This is a genomic window from Amycolatopsis regifaucium, from assembly GCF_001613935.1.
GTDB lineage: Bacteria > Actinomycetota > Actinomycetes > Mycobacteriales > Pseudonocardiaceae > Amycolatopsis > Amycolatopsis regifaucium.
Window position 1 is genome coordinate 1 of record NZ_LQCI01000027.1, and the last position, 18,677, is coordinate 18,677.

The 18,677-nt window shown below is 69.1% G+C and carries 22 protein-coding genes; 7 read left to right on the forward strand and 15 right to left on the reverse strand.

Annotated features, from left to right (window positions below; translation table 11 throughout):
* Positions 1-250 precede the first annotated feature (250 nt).
* From AVL48_RS39125 to AVL48_RS23175, 7 genes are all read right to left on the reverse strand, one after another.
* Positions 251-400, reverse strand: coding sequence for a hypothetical protein (locus tag AVL48_RS39125; RefSeq protein ID WP_244162271.1), 150 nt, complete (start codon positions 398-400; stop codon positions 251-253).
* 117 nt (positions 401-517) lie between these two features.
* Complete coding sequence (locus AVL48_RS23150) at positions 518-1,714, reverse strand: RNA polymerase sigma factor (RefSeq protein ID WP_061983763.1); 1,197 nt, start codon at positions 1,712-1,714, stop codon at positions 518-520.
* On the reverse strand, positions 1,714-2,073 hold the full coding sequence (locus AVL48_RS23155) for a YciI family protein (RefSeq protein ID WP_061983762.1): 360 nt from the start codon (positions 2,071-2,073) through the stop codon (positions 1,714-1,716). The genes AVL48_RS23150 and AVL48_RS23155 overlap by 1 nt, the downstream gene beginning before the upstream one ends.
* A 28-nt stretch (positions 2,074-2,101) precedes the next feature.
* A complete protein-coding gene (locus AVL48_RS23160; protein ID WP_061983761.1) occupies positions 2,102-2,497 on the reverse strand; it encodes a DUF6069 family protein in 396 nt (131 codons plus the stop codon).
* 125 nt (positions 2,498-2,622) lie between these two features.
* Positions 2,623-4,443 carry a glutamine--fructose-6-phosphate transaminase (isomerizing) gene (gene glmS, locus AVL48_RS23165; protein ID WP_061983760.1) on the reverse strand — a complete coding sequence of 607 codons (1,821 nt, stop codon included), beginning with the start codon at positions 4,441-4,443 and terminating at the stop codon, positions 2,623-2,625.
* Positions 4,444-4,511: 68 nt separating this feature from the next.
* Positions 4,512-4,772: a hypothetical protein gene (locus AVL48_RS23170; RefSeq protein WP_061983759.1), complete on the reverse strand. Its 261-nt coding sequence runs from the start codon at positions 4,770-4,772 to the stop codon at positions 4,512-4,514.
* Positions 4,773-4,840: 68 nt separating this feature from the next.
* The gene (locus AVL48_RS23175; RefSeq protein WP_061983758.1) at positions 4,841-5,821 is read right to left on the reverse strand and encodes a helix-turn-helix transcriptional regulator; all 981 of its coding nucleotides are present in this window, start codon (positions 5,819-5,821) and stop codon (positions 4,841-4,843) included.
* 91 nt (positions 5,822-5,912) lie between these two features.
* Here AVL48_RS23175 and AVL48_RS23180 point away from each other — a divergent pair, with 91 nt between their 5' ends.
* Positions 5,913-6,308, forward strand: coding sequence for a RidA family protein (locus AVL48_RS23180; protein WP_061983757.1), 396 nt, complete (start codon positions 5,913-5,915; stop codon positions 6,306-6,308).
* Between the two features lie 44 nt (positions 6,309-6,352).
* Here the strand turns inward: AVL48_RS23180 and AVL48_RS23185 are convergent, their stop codons facing one another.
* Positions 6,353-7,432, reverse strand: a complete 1,080-nt coding sequence (locus AVL48_RS23185) for a M20 family metallopeptidase (protein ID WP_208616199.1) — start codon at positions 7,430-7,432, stop codon at positions 6,353-6,355.
* Positions 7,433-7,454: 22 nt separating this feature from the next.
* Between AVL48_RS23185 and AVL48_RS40210 the strand changes: the two genes are divergently transcribed.
* The 3 genes from AVL48_RS40210 (at position 7,455) to AVL48_RS23195 (ending at position 9,549) form a co-directional block, all read left to right on the forward strand.
* On the forward strand, positions 7,455-8,015 hold the full coding sequence (locus AVL48_RS40210; protein WP_244162272.1) for a cytochrome P450: 561 nt from the start codon (positions 7,455-7,457) through the stop codon (positions 8,013-8,015).
* Positions 8,012-8,521, forward strand: coding sequence for a cytochrome P450 (locus AVL48_RS40215; RefSeq protein WP_244162273.1), 510 nt, complete (start codon positions 8,012-8,014; stop codon positions 8,519-8,521). Before AVL48_RS40210 ends, AVL48_RS40215 begins: the two co-directional genes overlap by 4 nt.
* A gap of 92 nt (positions 8,522-8,613) precedes the next feature.
* On the forward strand, positions 8,614-9,549 hold the full coding sequence (locus AVL48_RS23195; RefSeq protein ID WP_061983756.1) for a hypothetical protein: 936 nt from the start codon (positions 8,614-8,616) through the stop codon (positions 9,547-9,549).
* On the opposite strand, the gene AVL48_RS23200 is transcribed toward AVL48_RS23195, so the two are convergent.
* The 5 genes from AVL48_RS23200 to AVL48_RS23220 form a co-directional block, all read right to left on the reverse strand.
* Entirely contained in the window at positions 9,536-10,309 is a 774-nt protein-coding gene (locus AVL48_RS23200) for a hypothetical protein (protein ID WP_061983755.1), read from the reverse strand. The genes AVL48_RS23195 and AVL48_RS23200 overlap by 14 nt on opposite strands.
* 9 nt (positions 10,310-10,318) lie before the next feature.
* Positions 10,319-10,990, reverse strand: coding sequence for a papain-like cysteine protease family protein (locus tag AVL48_RS23205; protein WP_061983754.1), 672 nt, complete (start codon positions 10,988-10,990; stop codon positions 10,319-10,321).
* Positions 10,991-11,211: 221 nt separating this feature from the next.
* Positions 11,212-12,774 carry an adenylate/guanylate cyclase domain-containing protein gene (locus tag AVL48_RS23210; protein WP_061983753.1) on the reverse strand — a complete coding sequence of 521 codons (1,563 nt, stop codon included), beginning with the start codon at positions 12,772-12,774 and terminating at the stop codon, positions 11,212-11,214.
* A gap of 136 nt (positions 12,775-12,910) precedes the next feature.
* Positions 12,911-14,890, reverse strand: coding sequence for a hypothetical protein (locus tag AVL48_RS23215; protein WP_061983752.1), 1,980 nt, complete (start codon positions 14,888-14,890; stop codon positions 12,911-12,913).
* 142 nt (positions 14,891-15,032) lie between these two features.
* Positions 15,033-15,359, reverse strand: coding sequence for a hypothetical protein (locus AVL48_RS23220; protein ID WP_061983751.1), 327 nt, complete (start codon positions 15,357-15,359; stop codon positions 15,033-15,035).
* Between the two features lie 266 nt (positions 15,360-15,625).
* Between AVL48_RS23220 and AVL48_RS23225 the strand changes: the two genes are divergently transcribed.
* Positions 15,626-15,880 carry a hypothetical protein gene (locus AVL48_RS23225; RefSeq protein WP_061983750.1) on the forward strand — a complete coding sequence of 85 codons (255 nt, stop codon included), beginning with the start codon at positions 15,626-15,628 and terminating at the stop codon, positions 15,878-15,880.
* On the opposite strand, the gene AVL48_RS23230 is transcribed toward AVL48_RS23225, so the two are convergent.
* On the reverse strand, positions 15,834-16,598 hold the full coding sequence (locus tag AVL48_RS23230; RefSeq protein ID WP_167386325.1) for a MerR family transcriptional regulator: 765 nt from the start codon (positions 16,596-16,598) through the stop codon (positions 15,834-15,836). The genes AVL48_RS23225 and AVL48_RS23230 overlap by 47 nt on opposite strands.
* Before the next feature lie 62 nt (positions 16,599-16,660).
* Here AVL48_RS23230 and AVL48_RS23235 point away from each other — a divergent pair, with 62 nt between their 5' ends.
* A complete protein-coding gene (locus AVL48_RS23235; protein WP_061983749.1) occupies positions 16,661-17,131 on the forward strand; it encodes a DUF6194 family protein in 471 nt (156 codons plus the stop codon).
* Here the strand turns inward: AVL48_RS23235 and AVL48_RS23240 are convergent.
* On the reverse strand, positions 17,077-17,679 hold the full coding sequence (locus tag AVL48_RS23240; protein ID WP_061983748.1) for a putative immunity protein: 603 nt from the start codon (positions 17,677-17,679) through the stop codon (positions 17,077-17,079). The two genes, AVL48_RS23235 and AVL48_RS23240, sit on opposite strands and share 55 nt — an antisense overlap.
* Positions 17,680-17,737: 58 nt before the next feature.
* Between AVL48_RS23240 and AVL48_RS23245 the strand changes: the two genes are divergently transcribed.
* Entirely contained in the window at positions 17,738-18,460 is a 723-nt protein-coding gene (locus tag AVL48_RS23245; protein WP_061983747.1) for a MerR family transcriptional regulator, read from the forward strand.
* Positions 18,461-18,677 lie beyond the last annotated feature (217 nt).

Below are 18,677 nucleotides of genomic sequence, written 5' to 3' on the forward strand. Positions count from 1 at the left end.
CCCCTTCCTTGCGCTAGGCGCAAGGAAGGGGGCCATCATGTACCGGCAACCCGCACCAGTGCGCAACCAAATACCAGTCCCCCAAAGGGGCCTTCACGGACCAGCCGCTACCACGCTCACCCGCTGTAGGCACCTGACACGACCTCGGCCAGCACCCGAATCGCCACTCACGACCAACCCAGCCCACGACCGCGCTCAGATGACGCCGGCCCGTACCGCGTAGGCGCGGCGTGTGGCCGGTTGCGCAGGTTCAGCCGTCCGCCATCAGGCGCAGCATGTCGATCTCCCGTGTGGTGGTGCAGTGCCACCCAAGCGGTGTAAAGCAGGGGAAGAAGCCGAACAGGACGTGGAACGGCGCGGTCATCAGAAATCCGGCGAGCCGTTCGCCCGGTCGCCTCAACCGGGCACCTCCTTCAGTCGTGAGTGCCGTGAAGGCCTCCTTGCCTACTCTGAAGGTAGGGAAGGAGCCCTTCACTACCGGGCCAGCTTTCGCGACACCCAGATTTGCCTCAGGGGCCTAACCGTCCTCACCACTCGCGAGGCTCGCGCGCCGGGTCCGCAGGAAGGTTCGCTCGGTGTCGTTGGTGACCAAGGCGATCGCCTCGTCGTAGGCGGCGACGGCGTCGGCGGTCCGGCCGAGGCGGGCGAGCAGGTCCGCACGAGTGGCGGGCAGCAGGTGGTAGCCCGGAAGGTCCAGTTCGTCGACGGTCGCCAGCGCCGCCGCCGGACCGTGTACCTCGGCGACGGCGACCGCTCGGTTGAGCGCGACGACCGGCGACGGGCTGAAGCGCAGGAGCTGGTCGTAGAGCGCGAGCACCTGCGCCCAGTCGGTCGCCTGCCCGTCAGTGTGGACCGCGTTGATCGCGGCCTGCACCTGGTACGGCCCCGGCCGATCACGGCGCAGACATCGGCGCACCAGGTCGTGCCCCTCGGCGATCAGTTCCCGGTTCCACAATGACCGGTCCTGCTCCGCGAGCACGACCAGCTCTCCGGAAGGTCCCACCCGCGCGGGGCGGCGGGCTTCGGTGAGCAGGAGCAACGCCAGCAGGCCGGTCACCTCCGGCTCGTCGGGCATCAGCTCGGCGAGCGCTCTGGCGAGCCGGACCGCTTCCAGGCACAGGTCCGTCCGCAGCAGCTCCCCCGACGTCGACGTGTAGCCCTCGTTGAAGACGAGGTAGAGCACGGTGAGGACGGAGGCCAGCCGGTCGGGGAGTTCGGCGTCTCCGGGCACCCGGTACGGAATGCCCGCGTCGCGGATCTTCTTCTTGGCGCGGACGATCCGCTGGGCGATGGTCGTCTCCGGGACGAGGTACGCCCGCGCGATCTCCGCCACCTCCAGTCCGCCGATCAGGCGAAGGGTGAGCGCGGTCCGCGCGAGCGGCGAAAGCGCCGGGTGGCAGCAGGTGAACATCATGCGGAGCTGGTCGTCGCGCACCGGTCCCACCTCCTCCGGCTCGTCGGATCGGTGCAGCAGCAACGCTTGCGCGTGGCGGGCTTCCCTCGTGGACTCCCGCCGGAGGCGGTCGATCGCCCGGTTGCGGGCGGTGGTCACGATCCACGCGCCGGGATTCGGCGGCGCCTCGTCCCATTTCTCGACGGCCACCGCGAACGCGTCCTGCACCGCCTCCTCGGCGAGCCCGATGTCGCCGAGGACACGCGTCAGCGTGGCCACGCAACGGCCGTACTCCGCCCGGTAAACGCTGTCCAGCTCCATCAGCGCCGACGCGACCCGTCGTCGAACGGGCGTACCTCGATCGGCTGCCCGCAGGCCGATGCGCACTTCTCGGCCCACGCCAGCGCCTGGTCGAGGTCTTCGACCTGGATCACCCAGAACCCGCCGAGCTGTTCCTTCGTCTCGGCGAACGGGCCATCGGTGATCGCGGTCTGTCCGTTGGCGGGGCGGACGACCGTGGAGGCGTCCGAGTGCTGCAGGCCGCCGACGAACACCCAGGAACCGGCGGCCTTCATCTCGTCGGTGACCTTGCCCGTCCTGGCCATCATCGCCCGCACCTCCTCCTCGGGCTCCGGCGGCGCGCTTTCGTCGAACTGGACGGCGAGCAGGTACTGCCTCATGGCTGGCTCCCTCGAGGGATCGGGGTGATCAGGCGGACAGACGGCGGGCGACGACCGGGATGACGATCGCGGCCGCGACCACGTGAGTCAACATCAGCAGGAGCCGGGTGGCCGTGGACGCGTCCGCGAGCACGTCCGGCACCAGGGACAACGCGGTCAGCACGACCGTGGTCCGCACGAAGACCTGGCGGGGACGGCGGACCGAGCGAGCCAGCACCAAGGCCAGCACCAAGCCGACCATGGAGAAGACGACGGTCAGCACGGCGAACCCGGCCACCGGGATCGGCGCGCCGCCGACGGCGAGGCTGATCCCGGCGGCCTCACCGGCGGCGGCGACGGCCGCGGTCGCCACGGCGGCGGCGACCGCGGCGGTCGAACCGCCGATGAGCAGGGATTTCGCGGGAACGGCGGTGGCGATGGACATCGTGGGCCTCCGGTGAGCGGTGACCGGCCCGGTGCCGGTCTCTCACCTTGGCTACGAACGGACTGGACGCCCTTCGACATCATCGCGAAAAGAACCTGGAGAGATCTTCGCTTGCCGAGTCGGGCTCACTCCACGGTGACGGATTTAGCGAGATTCCGCGGCTTGTCGATGTCGTGGCCGAGGATCAGCGCGGCGTGGTAGGCCAGCAGCTGCAGCGGGATCGTGAGCAGGATCGGGTCGAGTTCCGGCTCCGAACGCGGCACCACGAACCGCGGCACGTCGAGCTCGCCGAAGTCCACGTCGTCGTGCGTGATCGCCAGTACCGGACCCTTGCGGGCCTTGATCTGCTGCACCGCGGCGAGGTTCCGGTCGGCGAGGTCGTCGAACGGCACGATCGCGACCGTCGGCACCGAGTCGTCGATCAGCGCGAGCGGGCCGTGCTTGAGTTCCGAGGTCTGATAGGCCTCGGCGTGCCGGTACGAGATCTCCTTGAACTTCTGCGCGCCTTCCCGCGCCACCGGGAAGCCACGGACCCGGCCGACGAAGAACAGGCTCCGCGCGTCCGCGCACGTCTTGGCGTGCTCGGCGATCTCGGCCTCCGCCGCCACGATCTCCGCGACCTGCCCGGGCAGGGCCCGGATCGCCGCGACGATCCGCTGACCGTCCGCGTTGGACAGATCGCGCACCCGGCCCAGCGCCAGCGCGATCATCGCGAACCCGACGGCCATGTTGGTGAGCGCCTTGGTCGAGGCGACCGCGATCTCGGGACCGGCGTGCAGGTACAGACCACCCTCGCAGGCCCGCGCGATCGTCGAACCGACGACGTTGACCAGACCGACCACCCGGCCGCCCTTGCGCTTGACCTCTTCGACGGCGAAGGCGGTGTCCGCGGTCTCGCCGGACTGGCTGACCGCGATGTAGAGGGTGTCCGCTTCGATGATGGGGTTGCGGTAACGGAATTCCGACGCGGCTTCGGCGTCGGCGGGGACCCGCGCCAGCTCCTCGATCATGGTCGCGCCGATCTGGCCCGCGTAATACGCCGAGCCGCAGCCGAGGATCTTCACCCTGGCGAACCCGCGCAGGTCGCGAGGGGTCAGGTTCAGACCGTCCAAACGGGACACCCCGAACCGGTCGTCGAGACGGCCGCGGATCATCCGCTCCAAGGATTCCGCCTGCTCCTGGATCTCCTTGTACATGTAATGCCGGTGCCCGGCCAGCTCGAGGTCGTCGGCCTTGATGTCGATCGCGGTCGCGGCCTTGCCGGTGTCGCTTTCGTCGACGGTGAAGGTGCGGTAACCCGTGGCCGAGACGCTGGCGAACTCGCCGTCGTCGAGATGCACGACCTGCGAGGTGTGGCGGACCAGCGCGGACAGGTCGCTGGCCACGAACATCTCCCGGTCACCGACGCCGATGATCAACGGCGAACCGTTCCGCGCGACCACGACGCGGTCGGGGTGCTCGGTGTCGGTCACCGCGATCGCGTAGGTACCGGTGATCCGGGAAACGGCTTCGACGACCGCGTCTTCGAGGGTCTTCGCGTCCGACCGCGCGATGAGATGGGCGAGCACCTCGGTGTCGGTCTCGGAGGTCAGCTTCACCCCGGCCTGGCCGAGTTGCTCGCGCAGGCCGACGGCGTTGTCGATGATCCCGTTGTGCACCACGGAGATCCGGCCGTCCTCGGAGACGTGCGGATGCGCGTTCGCCTCGGTCGCCGGACCGTGCGTCGCCCACCTCGTGTGCCCGATGCCGACCTTGCCCGCGAGCCGCTTGGGCAGGGCGGCGGTCAGATTCCGCACGCGCCCCACGATCCGGTGCACCTGGGCGCCTTTGCCGCCCAGTACCGAAATCCCGGCCGAGTCGTAGCCGCGATACTCCAGCCGCGTCAGCCCCTCGATCAGGATCGGGGCGGCGTTCTGGCCGCCGATGTAGCCGACGATTCCGCACATGACGAGTCAACCTCACAAAAGAAAAACGGACGGTTTCCGCTCAGGCTGTGGCCGCGCGGCGTGCTCCGTCAGCCGTAGACGATGCGGCGTAGCTGCCGCTCGGACAGATCGGGAGGCGCGACGAGCCGACGGCCCAGTTCCCGGGCGATCAGCGGGAAGATTTCGGGGTTCTTCCTGCCCTCGGCCTGCAACTGGGTGTGCCTCGTCCGGACGTACTGCTCCACCGGTTGCCGGTAGAACGCCAGGACGTCCTCGACGACGCGCGCGGCGATGGCCGTCGACAGACCCGTCGACAAGGCCACCTGCTCGACGAGTTCCGCGTCCTCCACGGTCCCATCATGCACAGCGGGATCTCTAAATGCCAGTTCTTGCCCGAAATCGGGCAAGAAATGCGGGATCAGCGGTCGGAATACGGACTGTAGCGGGTCGCGAGAGCAGTGGCACGGGCGCGCAGCGCGGTGCGCAACGACTGCGGCGCGAGTGCTTCCGCGCTCGTGGCGAGCTGCCACAGCGCCCATTCGGCGTGCCGCGCGTCCTGGAAGGTCACCTCCAGCCGTAGTCGGCCGTCCGCTTCGACCTCTTCGGAGCGGACGTCCAGCGCGGTGTCCAGCAGCTCCTCCCGCCGCGCCGGATCGATCCGGACCAGCACGGCGATCTGCTCGCCACCGGTCCGGAACCGCGTGCCGCGCTCCCGCCAGGCCCGGTCCAGATCGATCCGGTCCGGCCGCTCCGCGGGTTCGTCGAGTTCCTCGGCGGCCGAGACCCGGGACAGCCGGTAGGTGCGATCCGCGCCGGATCTCGTGGCCAGCAGGTAGCCCTGCTCGCGCACGGTGACCATGCCGACCGGGTCCACCGTGCGCCACTGCGGCGGCTGGCCCGTTGCCGCGTAACGGATCCGCAGCTTGTGCCCGGCGAACACCGCGCGCCGGATCTCACCCACCACGGCGTCGGGCACTTCCTCAGCGGCCACGCGGCGCGTGAGCAGGTCCGTCTCCGGGTCGATGAGCAAGCGTTCGGCCACGCCGGCCGCGGTGTCGCGATGACTTTCGGGGAGCGCGTCGACCACCTTCAGCATGGCCGAAGCGAGCGCCGAACCGAGACCGAACGCCTGCGCGCCACGCCTCGATCCGGCGATCAGCAGGGCGAGGGCCTCGTCGTGACTCAGCCCGGTGAGTTCGGTCTGGAAGCCGGGCAGCAACGCGAACCCGCCGTGCCTGCCGCGCTCGGCGTACACCGGCACGCCTGCCACGGACAGGGCCTCGATGTCGCGCAGCACGGTGCGGGTGGAGACCTCCAGCTCGCGGGCCAGTGTGGCCGCGGACAGCCGCCCGCGCTGGCGCAGCAGCAGGACCAGCGAAACCAACCGGTCGGCACGCATCCGGAAACCCTAGCGGAATACACGACACAGGATGTCGTGATTCGTTGGGAGGCTTCCGCTGCAGCTGAAATCGAATGGAGCGGAAGTGGCAATGGAACGAACGGCGGTCAACCCGTGGCCGTGGTCGGTGGCGATGGGGTACAACCAGGGCGAGCTCGTCACGGGGGCCACCCGGACCCTGTACTGCGCCGGGCAGACCGCGATGAGCGGCGAAGGTGAGCCCCGGCATGACGGCGATATGGCGGCGCAGTTGGCGCTGAGCCTCGACAACCTGGAGGCCGTTCTCGGCGAGGCGGGCATGGCTCTGAAGAACCTCGTGCGGCTCAGCGTTTACACCACCGACGTGGATCTGCTTTTCCAGCACTACGGCGTGCTGGCGGCGCGGCTGGGCGCCGCCGGGGTGGCACCGACGACCACGATGCTCGGGGTGACCCGGCTGGCGATCCCGTCCCTGATGGTGGAACTCGAGGGGACCGCCGTCGCGTGAGGTGACGGTCGCGGGGGTCGTGGGTGGCGATTCGGGTGCTGACCCTACTTGCCGCTCACGACCGCCCGCACCAGACCGGTCACCAGATTCGCCCGCTCCACCATCGAATCGACCAGCAGGTACTCGTGGTCCGCGTGGGCACCGCCCCCGACGGCGCCCAGGCCGTCGAGGGTCGGGATGCCGAGCGCGGCCGTGAAGTTGCCGTCACTGCCACCACCGACCGCGACGCCTTCGACTCCTGGCAACAGTTCTTCGGCCACGGCGAACAGGCTCGCGGCGGCCGATTCGGGCATCGGCGGCCGGTGGATGCCGCCCAGCACCGTGATCTCCGCACCGTCGAGACGCGGGGACAGCGCGGCGAACGCCGCCTCGACGCGGGCCTTTTCGGCAGCGGACTCGACGCGGACGTCCACGACGACGCGGGCCTCGGCGGGGACGACGTTGCTGCCGGTCCCCGCGGACGCCACCGTGGGGGTGACGGTCGTGCCGCTTTCGGGCCTGCCGATCGCCACGATGTCCAGCACCTGGTGCGCGGCTTCGATCAGCGCGTTCACCCCGGCTTCAGGTTCGAGGCCGGCATGCGACGCCCGTCCTTTGACGACCACCTCGAACGTGCCACAGCCTTTGCGGCCGATCTTGAGGCCTCCCCCGTCGGCCGCGCCTTCGAACACGAGCACCGCGCCGCACGCGCGCGCTCGTTCCTCGATGAGCGCCCGCAACTCGTGCGACCCCGTTTCTTCGTCCGCGGTGACCAGGATCTCGACGCCGGTCAAGTCGTCGAGCGCCGCCAAACCGTGGATCGCCTGCACCAGTCCACCGAGCATGTCGAACACGCCGGGTCCGGTCACCCGGCCGTCGGCCACCGCGAACGGGCGGCGTTCCAGCGTTCCGATCGGGAACACGGTGTCGTGGTGCCCGAGGATCAGCACCCGGGGCTCACCCCCGCCGGACCACCGGACATGGGGCCCCGCGGCACTTTCCACCAGGGTCGCCGTTCCGCCGAGGCGCTTCGCGATGACGGCGGCCACCGCTTCGGCAGACGCCGTCAAAGCCTCGATGTCCCGCGAGGGGGACTCGATTTCGACGAGCGTCCTCAGGTCTTCGATCATCGCGTCCACAGTCACCCCGACACCCTAGGATCAGGCCATGCTGGAGAACCTCCTCACCCCGGAGACCAGGGCCGACCCGTACCCGTTCTACCGCCAGGTGTTCGACCGCGGGCCGGTGCTGAAGCTGAACGACCGGTTCTTCGTGGTGAGCGGGTTCGAGGAAGCGGCCGCGCTGCTGCGGAACCCCGCGTTCGGCCACCCCGAGCCGGAGGTGCTGCCGAATCCGCACGACAACGAGCCGGTGGACGAGCAGGGCCGGGTGATCCGCTCCTTCCTCGGGCTCGACCCGCCCGACCACACGCGGCTGCGGCGGCTGGTCTCCAAGGCGTTCACCCCGAGGATGGTCGAGCGGCTCGCGCCGAGAATCGAAGAGCTGTCGAAAGAACTGGTCGGGAAGGCGCTCGAAATGGGCGAGTTCGACCTGATGGAAGAGATCGCGAGGCCGCTTCCGGTCATCGTCATCAGCGAGATGCTCGGCGTGCCACTGGCCGACCGTGACCGGTTCGCGGGGTGGTCGCACGCGATGGGTCGCGCGCTCGACCCGTCCTTCCTGATCGCGGCCGAAACGGTCGCCGCGGCGGTCGCCGCCCGGTCGTGATCACCGCGATGCTCCTGCTGGTCGCCGGGCACGAGACGACGACCAACCTCATCGGCAACGGGATCCTCGCGCTGCTGAAGAATCCCGCGCAGTCGCGGGCGCTGACCGAGGATCGGTCGAAGATCCCGAACGCGGTCGAAGAGATACTCCGCTACGACTCCCCCGTCCAGCTGACCACGCGCACCGCTTTGCGGGACGCGAGCGCGGGCGGCGAGGCCATCGGTGCCGGCGCGCAAACGGTGGTGCTGCTGGGAGCGGCCAACCGCGATCCCCGCACCCACGAGGACCCGGACCGCTTCGACATCGACCGCTCCTCGACGAGGCATCTCGCGCTGGGACAAGGCATCCACTTCTGCCTCGGCGCCCCGTTGGCGCGGTTGGAAGGCCGCTCCGTATTCGAGGCGCTGCTCGGCACGGGCCGCGCCTTGCAGCCGACCTCCGATCCGGTGTGGGTGAAGCAGGTGACGCTGCGCGGCCTCGAAAGCCTGCGGCTCGAATTCGCCTGAGGGGGAAGAAAGTCCGGTTTTCGACCTTCGACGGTTGCCGTCCGCCGCCGGACTGCGCATGCTGTGCGCCAACCCGGCGTGGTGGGGGTGCCATGTACCAGCAACGCAAGGAACCCGGCACAGTGAGCGCGGTCAGGTTCGGTCCGTTCTCCCGCGCGCTGTCCGAAGCGGTGGATCATCGCGGACTCTCCCTGTCCCGCATCCGGGCGCATCTGGCGGCGCGCGGGGTTTCCGTGGCCGAGTCGACGTTGAGCTATTGGCGGCGCGGGCTCCGGCATCCGTCGACGCCGCGTTCGCTCGACGTCGTTCGCGCGCTCGAAGCGGTGCTGGGCCTCGCCCCGGACAGCCTGGTCGTCCTGATCGGGCCGCAACGCCGTCCCGGGGAAAGCGACCGCAGGCCGTCGCTGACGGAACTGCGGCAGAGCTGGACCGAAACCTGCACCCTGCTGGACGAGCTGAGCGAATCGCCCGGTGCGGCGGTGAACGCGAAGCTGGATGTCGTAACCGTCGTCGATGTGCTGACCATGACCGCGCAAGGGCGGATCGCGGAGATCAGCTCGACCATGGTGGTGCGGGCGCGGGAATTCGGCGCGGACGGCTTCGTGGTGACCCACCAGGACGAACCCGGCACCGATATGGAGGCCACCACGGTCTTCGCCGCCGACGGCTGCCGGAAAGGCAGAGTGCGCCGAAGCACCTCGTCACCGGGAATGGTGTTCGAACTCCTTTTCGATCGTGGCTTGGCGGAAGGCGAAACGCATACCTTCGCGTTCACTCTGCGGCTGGCCGCGTCCGTTCGTTCGACGTGCTTTCACCGGACAGTGCGGTCTCGTATGTCGGCCTATCTGCTTCGGCTGCGTTTCGACCCCGACGCGATTCCGGCCAGATGCGTCAAAACCGTACGCGAACGCGAAGAACTGGCCCCCGTGGTCAGCGAGCCGCTGCATCCGGGCCCGGGTGCTTCGGTCAGCGCCTACTTCGAGGGTCTCGACGTCGGGATCGCGGGGATCGATCTCATCTGGGAGTGAGCCGTCGCTTCCGGCGTACCACGAACACCGCGGCGCCCACCACGATGGCACCGGCGGCGATCAGGCAGGCCACGGCCGCGACCGGCAGGCCGCTTTCCGCGGGCGCGGATCCCGTTTGCGCGAAGCCGATCCCGCGATTGCGCTGATAATCCGATCCCGGCAGCTTGTCCGCGTAGCGGCCGTGCACCGCCCGCTGGTATTCGGAAAGCGGGACGAACTCCCCCACCGGCGACTGCGGCAGACTCGCCTGCAGGAGAACCACGCCGTCCGGGCCCAGTTCGTACCAGCCGTTGATCTGGGGCTCGTTGAGCAGAACCGAACCGGGACGCAGCCGCGCGCTCAAGGTCTCTTCGTCGTTCCCGGAGAACACGCTCGCCGCGACCCACGTTCCCTGGCTCTCCAGCATCGCCTGCAGCGTGGCCTTCTGGCCGGAATCCGCGGTGGCCGTGACGGCGACGGATCTCAGGACGCCCGCCGGTGCCCCAGCGATGCCCCTGACGAAGTCGGGGTTGAGGGCGTAGACCGGGAAACCCTTGTCCGCCATCGTGATCTGTCGCGGTTCGAGGTGGTCGACCTGCCGGAAGTTCGATCTCGCGAGACCGATCGCGTTCGGCTGCCCCGCGACGCGCACGGCGGCCGCGAGGTCGTCGGCCGAGGGCGGGACGACTCCCTCGCTCGCCGCGGCGGGCAGTGTGGCGGGCAGCAGCGTCGCGACGGCCACCACGAGACAACCGGAGAACTTCCGGCAGATCCTGTTCATGACCGCGGCTCAGCCCTTCCGGATGTTGACGATGGTGTCGTTCCAGCGGAACTGAGCGTTGCTCCGGTACTGGTTGTAGTTCCAGGTCTGGTAGCGCTGGTACGACGGCCACGGGTCGCCGACCATGATCGACTGATTCGTCGAGTCGTAGCCGTAGATCACCTCAGCGTGGCCGCCACCCGAAGTCCAGTAGATCCCCGTCAGGTTCAGGATTCCGGAGTCGATCTGGCTGACGACCGAGGCGAAGCCGATGGGCCCGCCCGCGTCCTGTGCGGAGAATCCGGTGCCACGGAAACCGCGGACGATCTCCGGGATCTGAGCGGCCTGGTTCGGGCAGTACCCGGCCGACGTGCCCTTGCCCGCGGCGCAGAACTGGGCCTGGCTGGCGGTCCCGCCCTGCGACCGTTCGATGCTCGACCCGTCCGCGGCCCAGCACCACTGGTTGTACTGCTGCACCTGCTGGGTGTAGTTCAGCTGCTTGGAAGCGGCCGACGCGGCGACCGTGGTCGCGGTCCCCGCCACAGGCGTGACTTCGCGGACCTGGGTGTGCGTCTGGGTCTGGATCAGGCCACTGGGCCGGTCACCGGCACCGTCGGGCTGCGCGAGAGCGGCGGCGGGCACCATGGTCAGCGCGAAGACGGCGGCTCCGGTCGCCAGCGCGGCCCTCGATAGGCTCTTCACAGATGTCTCCTTTGACACGGGGATGGGGAGATCACCGTGCGCTGTCCCGATTCCGGGGACAACGGGCTCAGCGGGCACCAGGGAAACGCTGTGATGGTTCACAGCATCCGGCCGTGACGGGGGCCAGGAAGAGCAGGGTTCGCGGCTGACGAGACGCGATCTCCGCGCAAGATTCACGACTCGTTCACAAGGGCTGTGAATCCGGCACGACCGCCGAGGGTTCAGGCCCTCGGTGTCGCGAGTGTCGTGGGCCGGGTACGGCCCCGCAAGGTGACGTCCTCGGTCGCCTTCCAGTGCGCGGCCTCGGCTTCGGACGCCGACTCGATCGCGGTCCACGAAGCGAGCAACCGGGCTTCGACGTTCTTCGCCAGTTCGGTCAGCCGGGCGGCTTCGTTGACCGGGTCGCCGATCACCGTGTACTCGAACCGCCGCGGGTCCCCGACGTTCCCGGCCACCACCTCGCCGGTCGCCACCCCGATCCCGGCGGGGCATTCCGGCACCTCCGCCGCGAGCCTGCGCCCGATCGCCCGGCCGGTGGACAACGCGAGCGTCGCGTGGTCCGCCAAGCGCACCGGCGCGCCGAAGATCGCGAGCGCGGCGTCACCGACGAACTTGTTGACCAGCCCGTGGTTGCGGTCGACCTCGTCGACGACCACCGCGAAGAACCGGTTGAGCAGTCCGACGACCTCTTCGGGCGGGCGGCTGGCGGCCAGCGTGGTCGAGCCGATCAGATCGACGAACAGCACCGACACCGTCCGCACCGAGCCGCCGAGTTCCGCCGACGTGCGCATCGCCTCGATCGCGACTTCCTCGCCGACGTGCCTGCCGAACAGGTCGCGCAAACGTTCGCGTTCGGCGAGTCCGGCGGTCATCCCGTTGAAACCCGCTTGCAGCAGGCCGAGTTCGGTGCCGTCGTAGACCGGGATCTCCACGGCGAAGTCACCGGCCCGCACCCGGCCCAAGGCGTGCTGCACCGACCGGATCGGGTTCACCACGGCTCGGGCGGTGAACACGGTCACCAGCAGGCCGAAGCACAGCACCACCATGCCGAGCGCGATGACGGAGACGGCGAGCTTCGTGGTCGACACGTCACCGCGCGCCCAGGCCAGGATCGCCGTGACCACCAGCCCGGCCACCGGCACCCCGGTGCCGAGGCACCAGAACAGCAGCATCCGCAGGTTCACCCCGCCGCTGAGCGGCCGCGCGGGCGAAGTTCCCGCCAAGGCCAAGGCGGCGTACGGCCGCAGGATGAACTCGCCCGCCAGATACGCGATCGCGCAGACGACCACGCCGGCGAACGCGACGACGAGCAGCTCGGTCAGCACGACCTTCGGCTGCACCAGCGCGGCCAGCACGCCGAACACGGCGGTCGCGATACCCCACAGCACCGCTTGGACCAGCGTCAGGCGCAACGGGACCCGCAGGCTCGCGACGCGCTCCGCGTCGGTCGGCGTCCGGCCGTCGGCCGCCCAGCGCAACGTCCGCAGCGCGCCGCGGGTGCCCCACAGCGCGCCCACGACGACCGCGGAGACCACGTACACGGGCACCGCGATCGCGGTGACCCGGACCAGCTCGCCGGACATCCCGGGAGCGGGCATGAGCAGGGCGGCCAGCCCCACCACGACCAGCGCGCCGATGACGTTGGTCGCGATCAGCGTCCCGGTGAGCAGGCCCTGGACGCGACGGCGCAGCACGGCCGCGTCCTGGTACAGCGGGCCGAGCAGCCACGAGCCGAACGGCCCTTGCCCGTGCTCCTGAGCAGAAGAGTCCTTGACTGGTCGCACCTGTTCCCGCCGTTCACCTGGTTTGAGTGAACGAATGTACACCGAAATCCGCTACCGCCCGCGTTCAGTCCTCTGAACGCGGTAGTTGCAGGGCGCAAAGACCGCATTCAGAGGACTAAACGCGAGAAAGACAAGGTCAGCCGACGTGGATGCCGGGCCGCCGGGCCGGATCGCGTTCGCTGGTGCGGATGATTTCGCGGACCACCGGGGCGGTGTCACCCCGGCCGAGGATCAGGTAGCGGAACAGGTGCCCCAGCGGATTGCCCTCACTCCACTCGAAATGACACTGCGGCCGCACACCGGTGGTGTCCCGCAGCGCGAGCAGGATCGCGGCGATCGCGTTCGGCGCCGCGGGGCTTTCCGCGCGGAGCACCCGGAAACCTTCGACTTCGACGCCGCGGACCTTCAGCACGTCACTGAACCCCGACGGGTCGATGACGTCGATCTCGAGGAAGAGGACGTCGGCGGCGCCGGGCACCGGGTTCATGCCGCGCTGCTCGGCTTCCTTCGCGCGGTATTCATCGGCGTCCCCGGCCTGACGACGGTTCGCGATGATGGTCAGCGCGTTGTCGTGGTCGATCGACTCGGTGATGAACCGGCGGGCGGGTTCGTCGAACTCGATGTGCTCGACGCGCAGTTCGGTGGTCCGACTGACCCGGGAGACCAGCGACACCACGATGATCCCGAGAATGAAGAACGCGGAGATCGTGAGCCCGTCGGGCTTCTCGATGACGTTCTCCACCAAGGCGTAGACGAGAATCAGCGTCAGGACGGCGAAGGCGATCGCGGCCTTGCGCTGCCGCCTTCTCGCCGCGGAGATCGCCACGGCGACCGAAGCCGACACCATCATCGCGAGGATCCCGGTGGCGTACGCCCCGGCCTGTGCGTTGACGTCGGCGTTGAAGATGATCGTGACGAGGACGCAGATCGCGGTGTAGACCAGCACCACCGGGCGGACGGCCCTGGCCCAGTCCGGCGCCATCCCGTAGGCGGGCAGATACCGCGGCACGATGTTGATCAGCCCGGCCATCGCCGACGCCCCGGCGAACCAGAGGATCAGGATGCTGCTGATGTCGTAGACGGTGCCGACCCCTTCGCCCAGCAGCTCATGGGCGAGGTACGCCAACGCGCGGCCGTTCGCTTCGCCGCCCGGTTTGAACTTCTCCGCCGGGATCAGGATCGTGGTGACGAAACTGGTCGCGATCAGGTACACCGACATGATCAGCGCGGCGACCGTGAGCAGTTTGCGGGTGTTGCGGATGCGGTCCGCCAGCTTCTGCTCGGCGTTCTCGCCCTTGGCCGCGACGAGCGGCATCATGCTCACCCCGGTCTCGAAGCCGGACAAACCGAGCACCAGCAAGGGGAACGCCAGGATCGCCGGGCCGACCACACCGCCGATCCCGCCACCGCCGGAGGTCAGCGCGTCCAGCCAGCGGTCCAGCGCGGTGGGCTCGGCGAGCACCTCGCCGACCCCGGCGACCACGACGACCGCGTTCAGCAGCAGGAAAATGGCGACCAGCGGGATCGCGACGCCGACCGCCTCGCTGAACCCGAGCAAGAACACCCCGCCGAGGATCAGCAGCAGGATCACCGTGATCAGCACCTCGTGCCCGTGCAGGAACGCCGGGGCGATCGGGTTCTCCAGCGCGTGCACGGTGGCGTCAGCCGAGGACAGGGTGATGGTGATGATCCACGAGGTCGCGACGAACCCCAGCAATACCAACACGAAGAGCTTGCCGCGCCAGAACGGCAGCAGATGTTCCAGCATCGCGACCGAGCCTTGTCCGTGCGGGCTTTCCTTCGCCACCCGCCGGTACATCGGCAGCATGCCGAGTAAGGTGAGCGCGACGATCAGCAACGTCGCCAGCGGCGAAAGCGCGCCCGCCGCCAGCGCGGCGATACCGGGCAGGTACGACAGCGTGGAGAAGTAGTCCACGCCGGTGAGGCACATGACCTTCCACCACGACTGCGGGGTGGTGTGCTCGTCATGGCTTTCCGGGCCGACGGGCTGGACCCGGTGCTCCATCAGCCACCGGCCGACCTTGCCCGACGGCGCGGCCTGCCGGACCGGGCTGTCCACCCGTTCCGGCACAGCGTGTTCTGGGACCTCGGACATGCCATTTCCTCCCCGATCTTCACGTTCGGGAACAGCATGCCGGACTCCCCTCGGCGGTACTGATCCGGCACGCCGGGCACCGGCACGCCGTGATCGACCCGCGGAGGTGCTTTGTCGGGTTCAGTTTGCTTCAGGCGGTTTGTCAGCGGACGGTGCCGGAACCGACCAGCGTGGTGGCGTCGAGTTCGGTCACGCCGTCGGCACGCAGGGCATCGAGATAGCGCTCACGGACCTTCTCGACGACAGCGGGTCGGAGGTCGGTGAGAGCGCCTCGAAAGCCGGAGCCGATGATGACCAGCCAGGCCACTTCCGGGGTCATGGTCAGCCGCAGTTCGTTGACCTCGACGTCCACATCGGACAGACCGCGGCCGGAAAGCCAGTCCGCGTAACTGTCCGCCTGGTTGATCCGGTCGATCAAGCCGGGCTCGCGTTCCGGTTGCGGCGCGGACTCGGTTGGCGTCGAGAACATGCGCGCCTTCACGAAGTCCCGCGACCGACACGGTGGCCGCGCCGATCGGATCCCACAGATGCCGGCCCAGCGCGGTGAAGTCGGCCGCCGCGGCGTCGAAAGCGCACTGGGTGCTTTATCCTGCGAGGGGAAGACACGGCGCGACGATAACCGTTCCACCCCACTCGGGTCGCATATCGTGCGAACTTACCTACGACGGACGGAGGCCGCGTGGGCGCCCATCCGGCAGGCGAATCGCGAACCGGTCTCGCTCTAGCTTGGTAAGCATGAGGAAAACACTGCTCGCTTTGATCGGCGCGGCCACCGTCATGGGCACGCTCGCCACTCCGGCTTCCGCGAGTGCGCTGGAGACCAGGGAATTCGTCGGTCACGGGTCGAGCGACTTCGGCCTCGCGCTTTTCCACGCCCGCCAGGACGCCAAGGGCCAGGCGGAGCGAGCCGGTTTCTCGACCTGCGAGGAATACTTCAAGCTCGTCATCTCGCCGTATGAGGCGACGGTGTTCTGGCGCTGCACTCGCTGACCGCGGCCGAGTCAGGGGACAACACGGCGGAAAGCGCCGCGGTGCCGTCGAAAAGGGCTCGCGAGCGAACCGTTATGGCGTCGTCCCTGGCGGCCAGCGCGGCGGTGACGTCCTCCAGTCGCCGGGATCGCCGTAGCTCCGGCATCAGCGCCCGCAGAGGCTCGACGCGGTACCCGGCCAGCCGCAGCTGGTGCACGATCCGCGCGTCCCGCACCTGCGCCGGGGTGTACCGCCGCGTTCCCCGCCGGTCGCGGCTGGGGACGACGAGCCGTTCCGTGTCCCAGTGCCGCAACGTCGAGGGGCGCAGACCGAGTGCCGTCGCGAGTTCGGAGACGCTCATCGCGTCCGTGCCGCGTACGTCGCCGATCGGTTCGCCGGAGATCACCCGGACGGCTTCCCTCGCCTCCCGCAGCTCCGCGCGCTCGGTGTCGAGCGCGGCGTGGGCCGCGTCGAGGAGGGCCAGCACCCGCCCGACCGGTTCCCGATGCGCGGCGCGGACGATCTTCTTGGCCTCGACCGGCCCCACCCCGGCGGCGAGGGCGCGGTAGGCCAGCGCGGACCGGACATGGATCTCCCCGTAGCTCCGGTAGCCCGACGGCGTCCGCGCCGCCGGCGGGAGCACGCCGTCGCGTTCCAGGTTGCGCACCTGCTGGACGGAATACCCCGCCCGGCGTGCGATCGCCGCAGTACGCATTTCGGCCGAGTTGAGACTTGACACCTTCACTCCATGGACAACTGCCTCGAACCCTCCACAAGCACTTTAATGTGACGCTTGAGCACATGACCATCGACGAGATCATCAGCTTCGTTTCGGGCCTCGACGGCGTCCTGGCCCTCACTCCCGCGCCCGGCGACGACTGGCCGGAGCTCAGCTGGGGAGACGCGTTCTTCTACTACTCCCCCGACGGTGTCGTCCCGACGAACGTCCAGCCCTTCGCGACGGTGGTGACCAAGAACTATCCCGGCGACGAGGCCTCACGCCTCGACCGGCCGGACACCTTCCGGGTGAACATCCACGCCGGGAAGGAGGAGTTCACCCGGCGGCTCGGCCGCTCGCCCCGGGAAGCGGGCGAAACCGAGGCCGACGTCGTCGACACCGTGCTCGCCCACCCCGTCTACGGAACCGCCGGCTGGCTGGCCGTGGTGAACCCCGGTCCGAAGACCGAAGTGGCCACCCGGGAACTGCTCCAGACCGCCTACCGGCTGGCCCGTACCCGCTTCGAACGAAAGGCGGAATCCTCGCGTGAGTGAGCCTGCCGCCGCAGCGAAACGTCCAGCGTCCGCAGCAGCTCACCCGCCCGTCCACCACCGCCCGGGGCGTCCGGATACCGCGTCAGGACGTCCACCACGACCGGACCGGCGAGCTCCCTCGCCTGCTCAAGGTAGCGGGCGCCGACAGCCGGATCGCCGTCGGCGTCGAGTTCGAAGGCACGGGCGGCGTCAGCGGCGGCTCCCAGGATGTGCGGGACCTGAGTCGCTTTCGCCAGTGGGTGCAGGTACGCGGACGCTCCCGCGTGACCGGCGGCGCGGGCCGCCTCGAACGCGGCTTCACGACCCTCTTCACGGGCCGTCCGCGCCGCCCGGTGTGCGTCCAAGGCGGTCACCCGCAAGGCCTTCGTCCGCTTGCCCCCGGCGGCGAACAGCCGTGCCTCGCCGAGTACCGCACGCGGGCGTGGATCCTCCGGGAAGTCACGCTCGAAAAGCACCAAGGCGGGTTCCGCGCAAGCGACAGCGAAGGCCGTGATCTCGCGCAGCTCCGCGAGATCGAGTTCGATCGTCAGATTTCCGTCCGTCGTCATTTCCTCGACTGTATCGTTGAACCGTCGGTTGGCACCTTCCAGCGATAATGGCAGGACAGTGAGGCGAAACCTTCCAACCCGTGAGCGGCTGCGGCCGGTCGATCTGGCGCGCGAGCACGGGTTGTCGACGCAGGCGGTCCGCAACTACGAAGCGGACGGCATCCTCCCCGCCGCCGAACGCAGCCCCCACGGATACCGTGCCTACACGCCGTTGCACGCGCTGGCCCTCCGCGCGTTCCTCGCCCTCGTTCCCGGGCACGGCCACGCGACGGCGACATCGATCATGGCGGCGGTCAACCGGGACGCGATCGAAGACGCGCTCCGGCTCATCGACGAGAGTCATGCCCAGCTGCTCGACGACCGCCGCACCCTCCAGGCCGCCACCGTCGCGCTCCGGGATCTCGAACCCGTGCCGCAGGAACGCGGTGACCTGTTCGTCGGGCCGCTGGCCGGGAAACTCGGTGTCCGGCCCGCCACCCTGCGCAAATGGGAGCGCGCCGGTCTCCTGAAGCCGGAGCGCGACCCGCGGACGGGCTACCGCGTCTACAGCGCGGCCGACGTGCGCGACGCGAAGCTGACCCGCCAGCTCAGACGCGGCGGCTACCCGCTGGAGCGGATCGCGCCGCTGATCGAGCAGGTCCGCTCGGCAGGCGGGGTCGTGCCACTCGAATCGGCGCTGCGCGACTGGCACGACCGCCTCGCCGCCAGGGGCCGCGCCCTGCTCGCCGGTGCCGCCGCGCTGAACGCCTACCTCGGCGAAGTGACAGGGAACTCCGAATAGGCCTGTCCGGCGAGCCTCGAATCACGGGCTGGCACTTTTCGGACGATGACACTTTCTCGCAAAGCGAATGCGCGAAGTAATTCATGCTTTCCGCATACGAAAGTAGGACCTCGATCATGGACCCTACTTTCGGCGCTACGACGCGATAGCCGGGCGCTCGTAATCTGCGTCACGTCGAGATGAACCGCCCGGTCCCTGCCATTTCCGAATAGCCGGC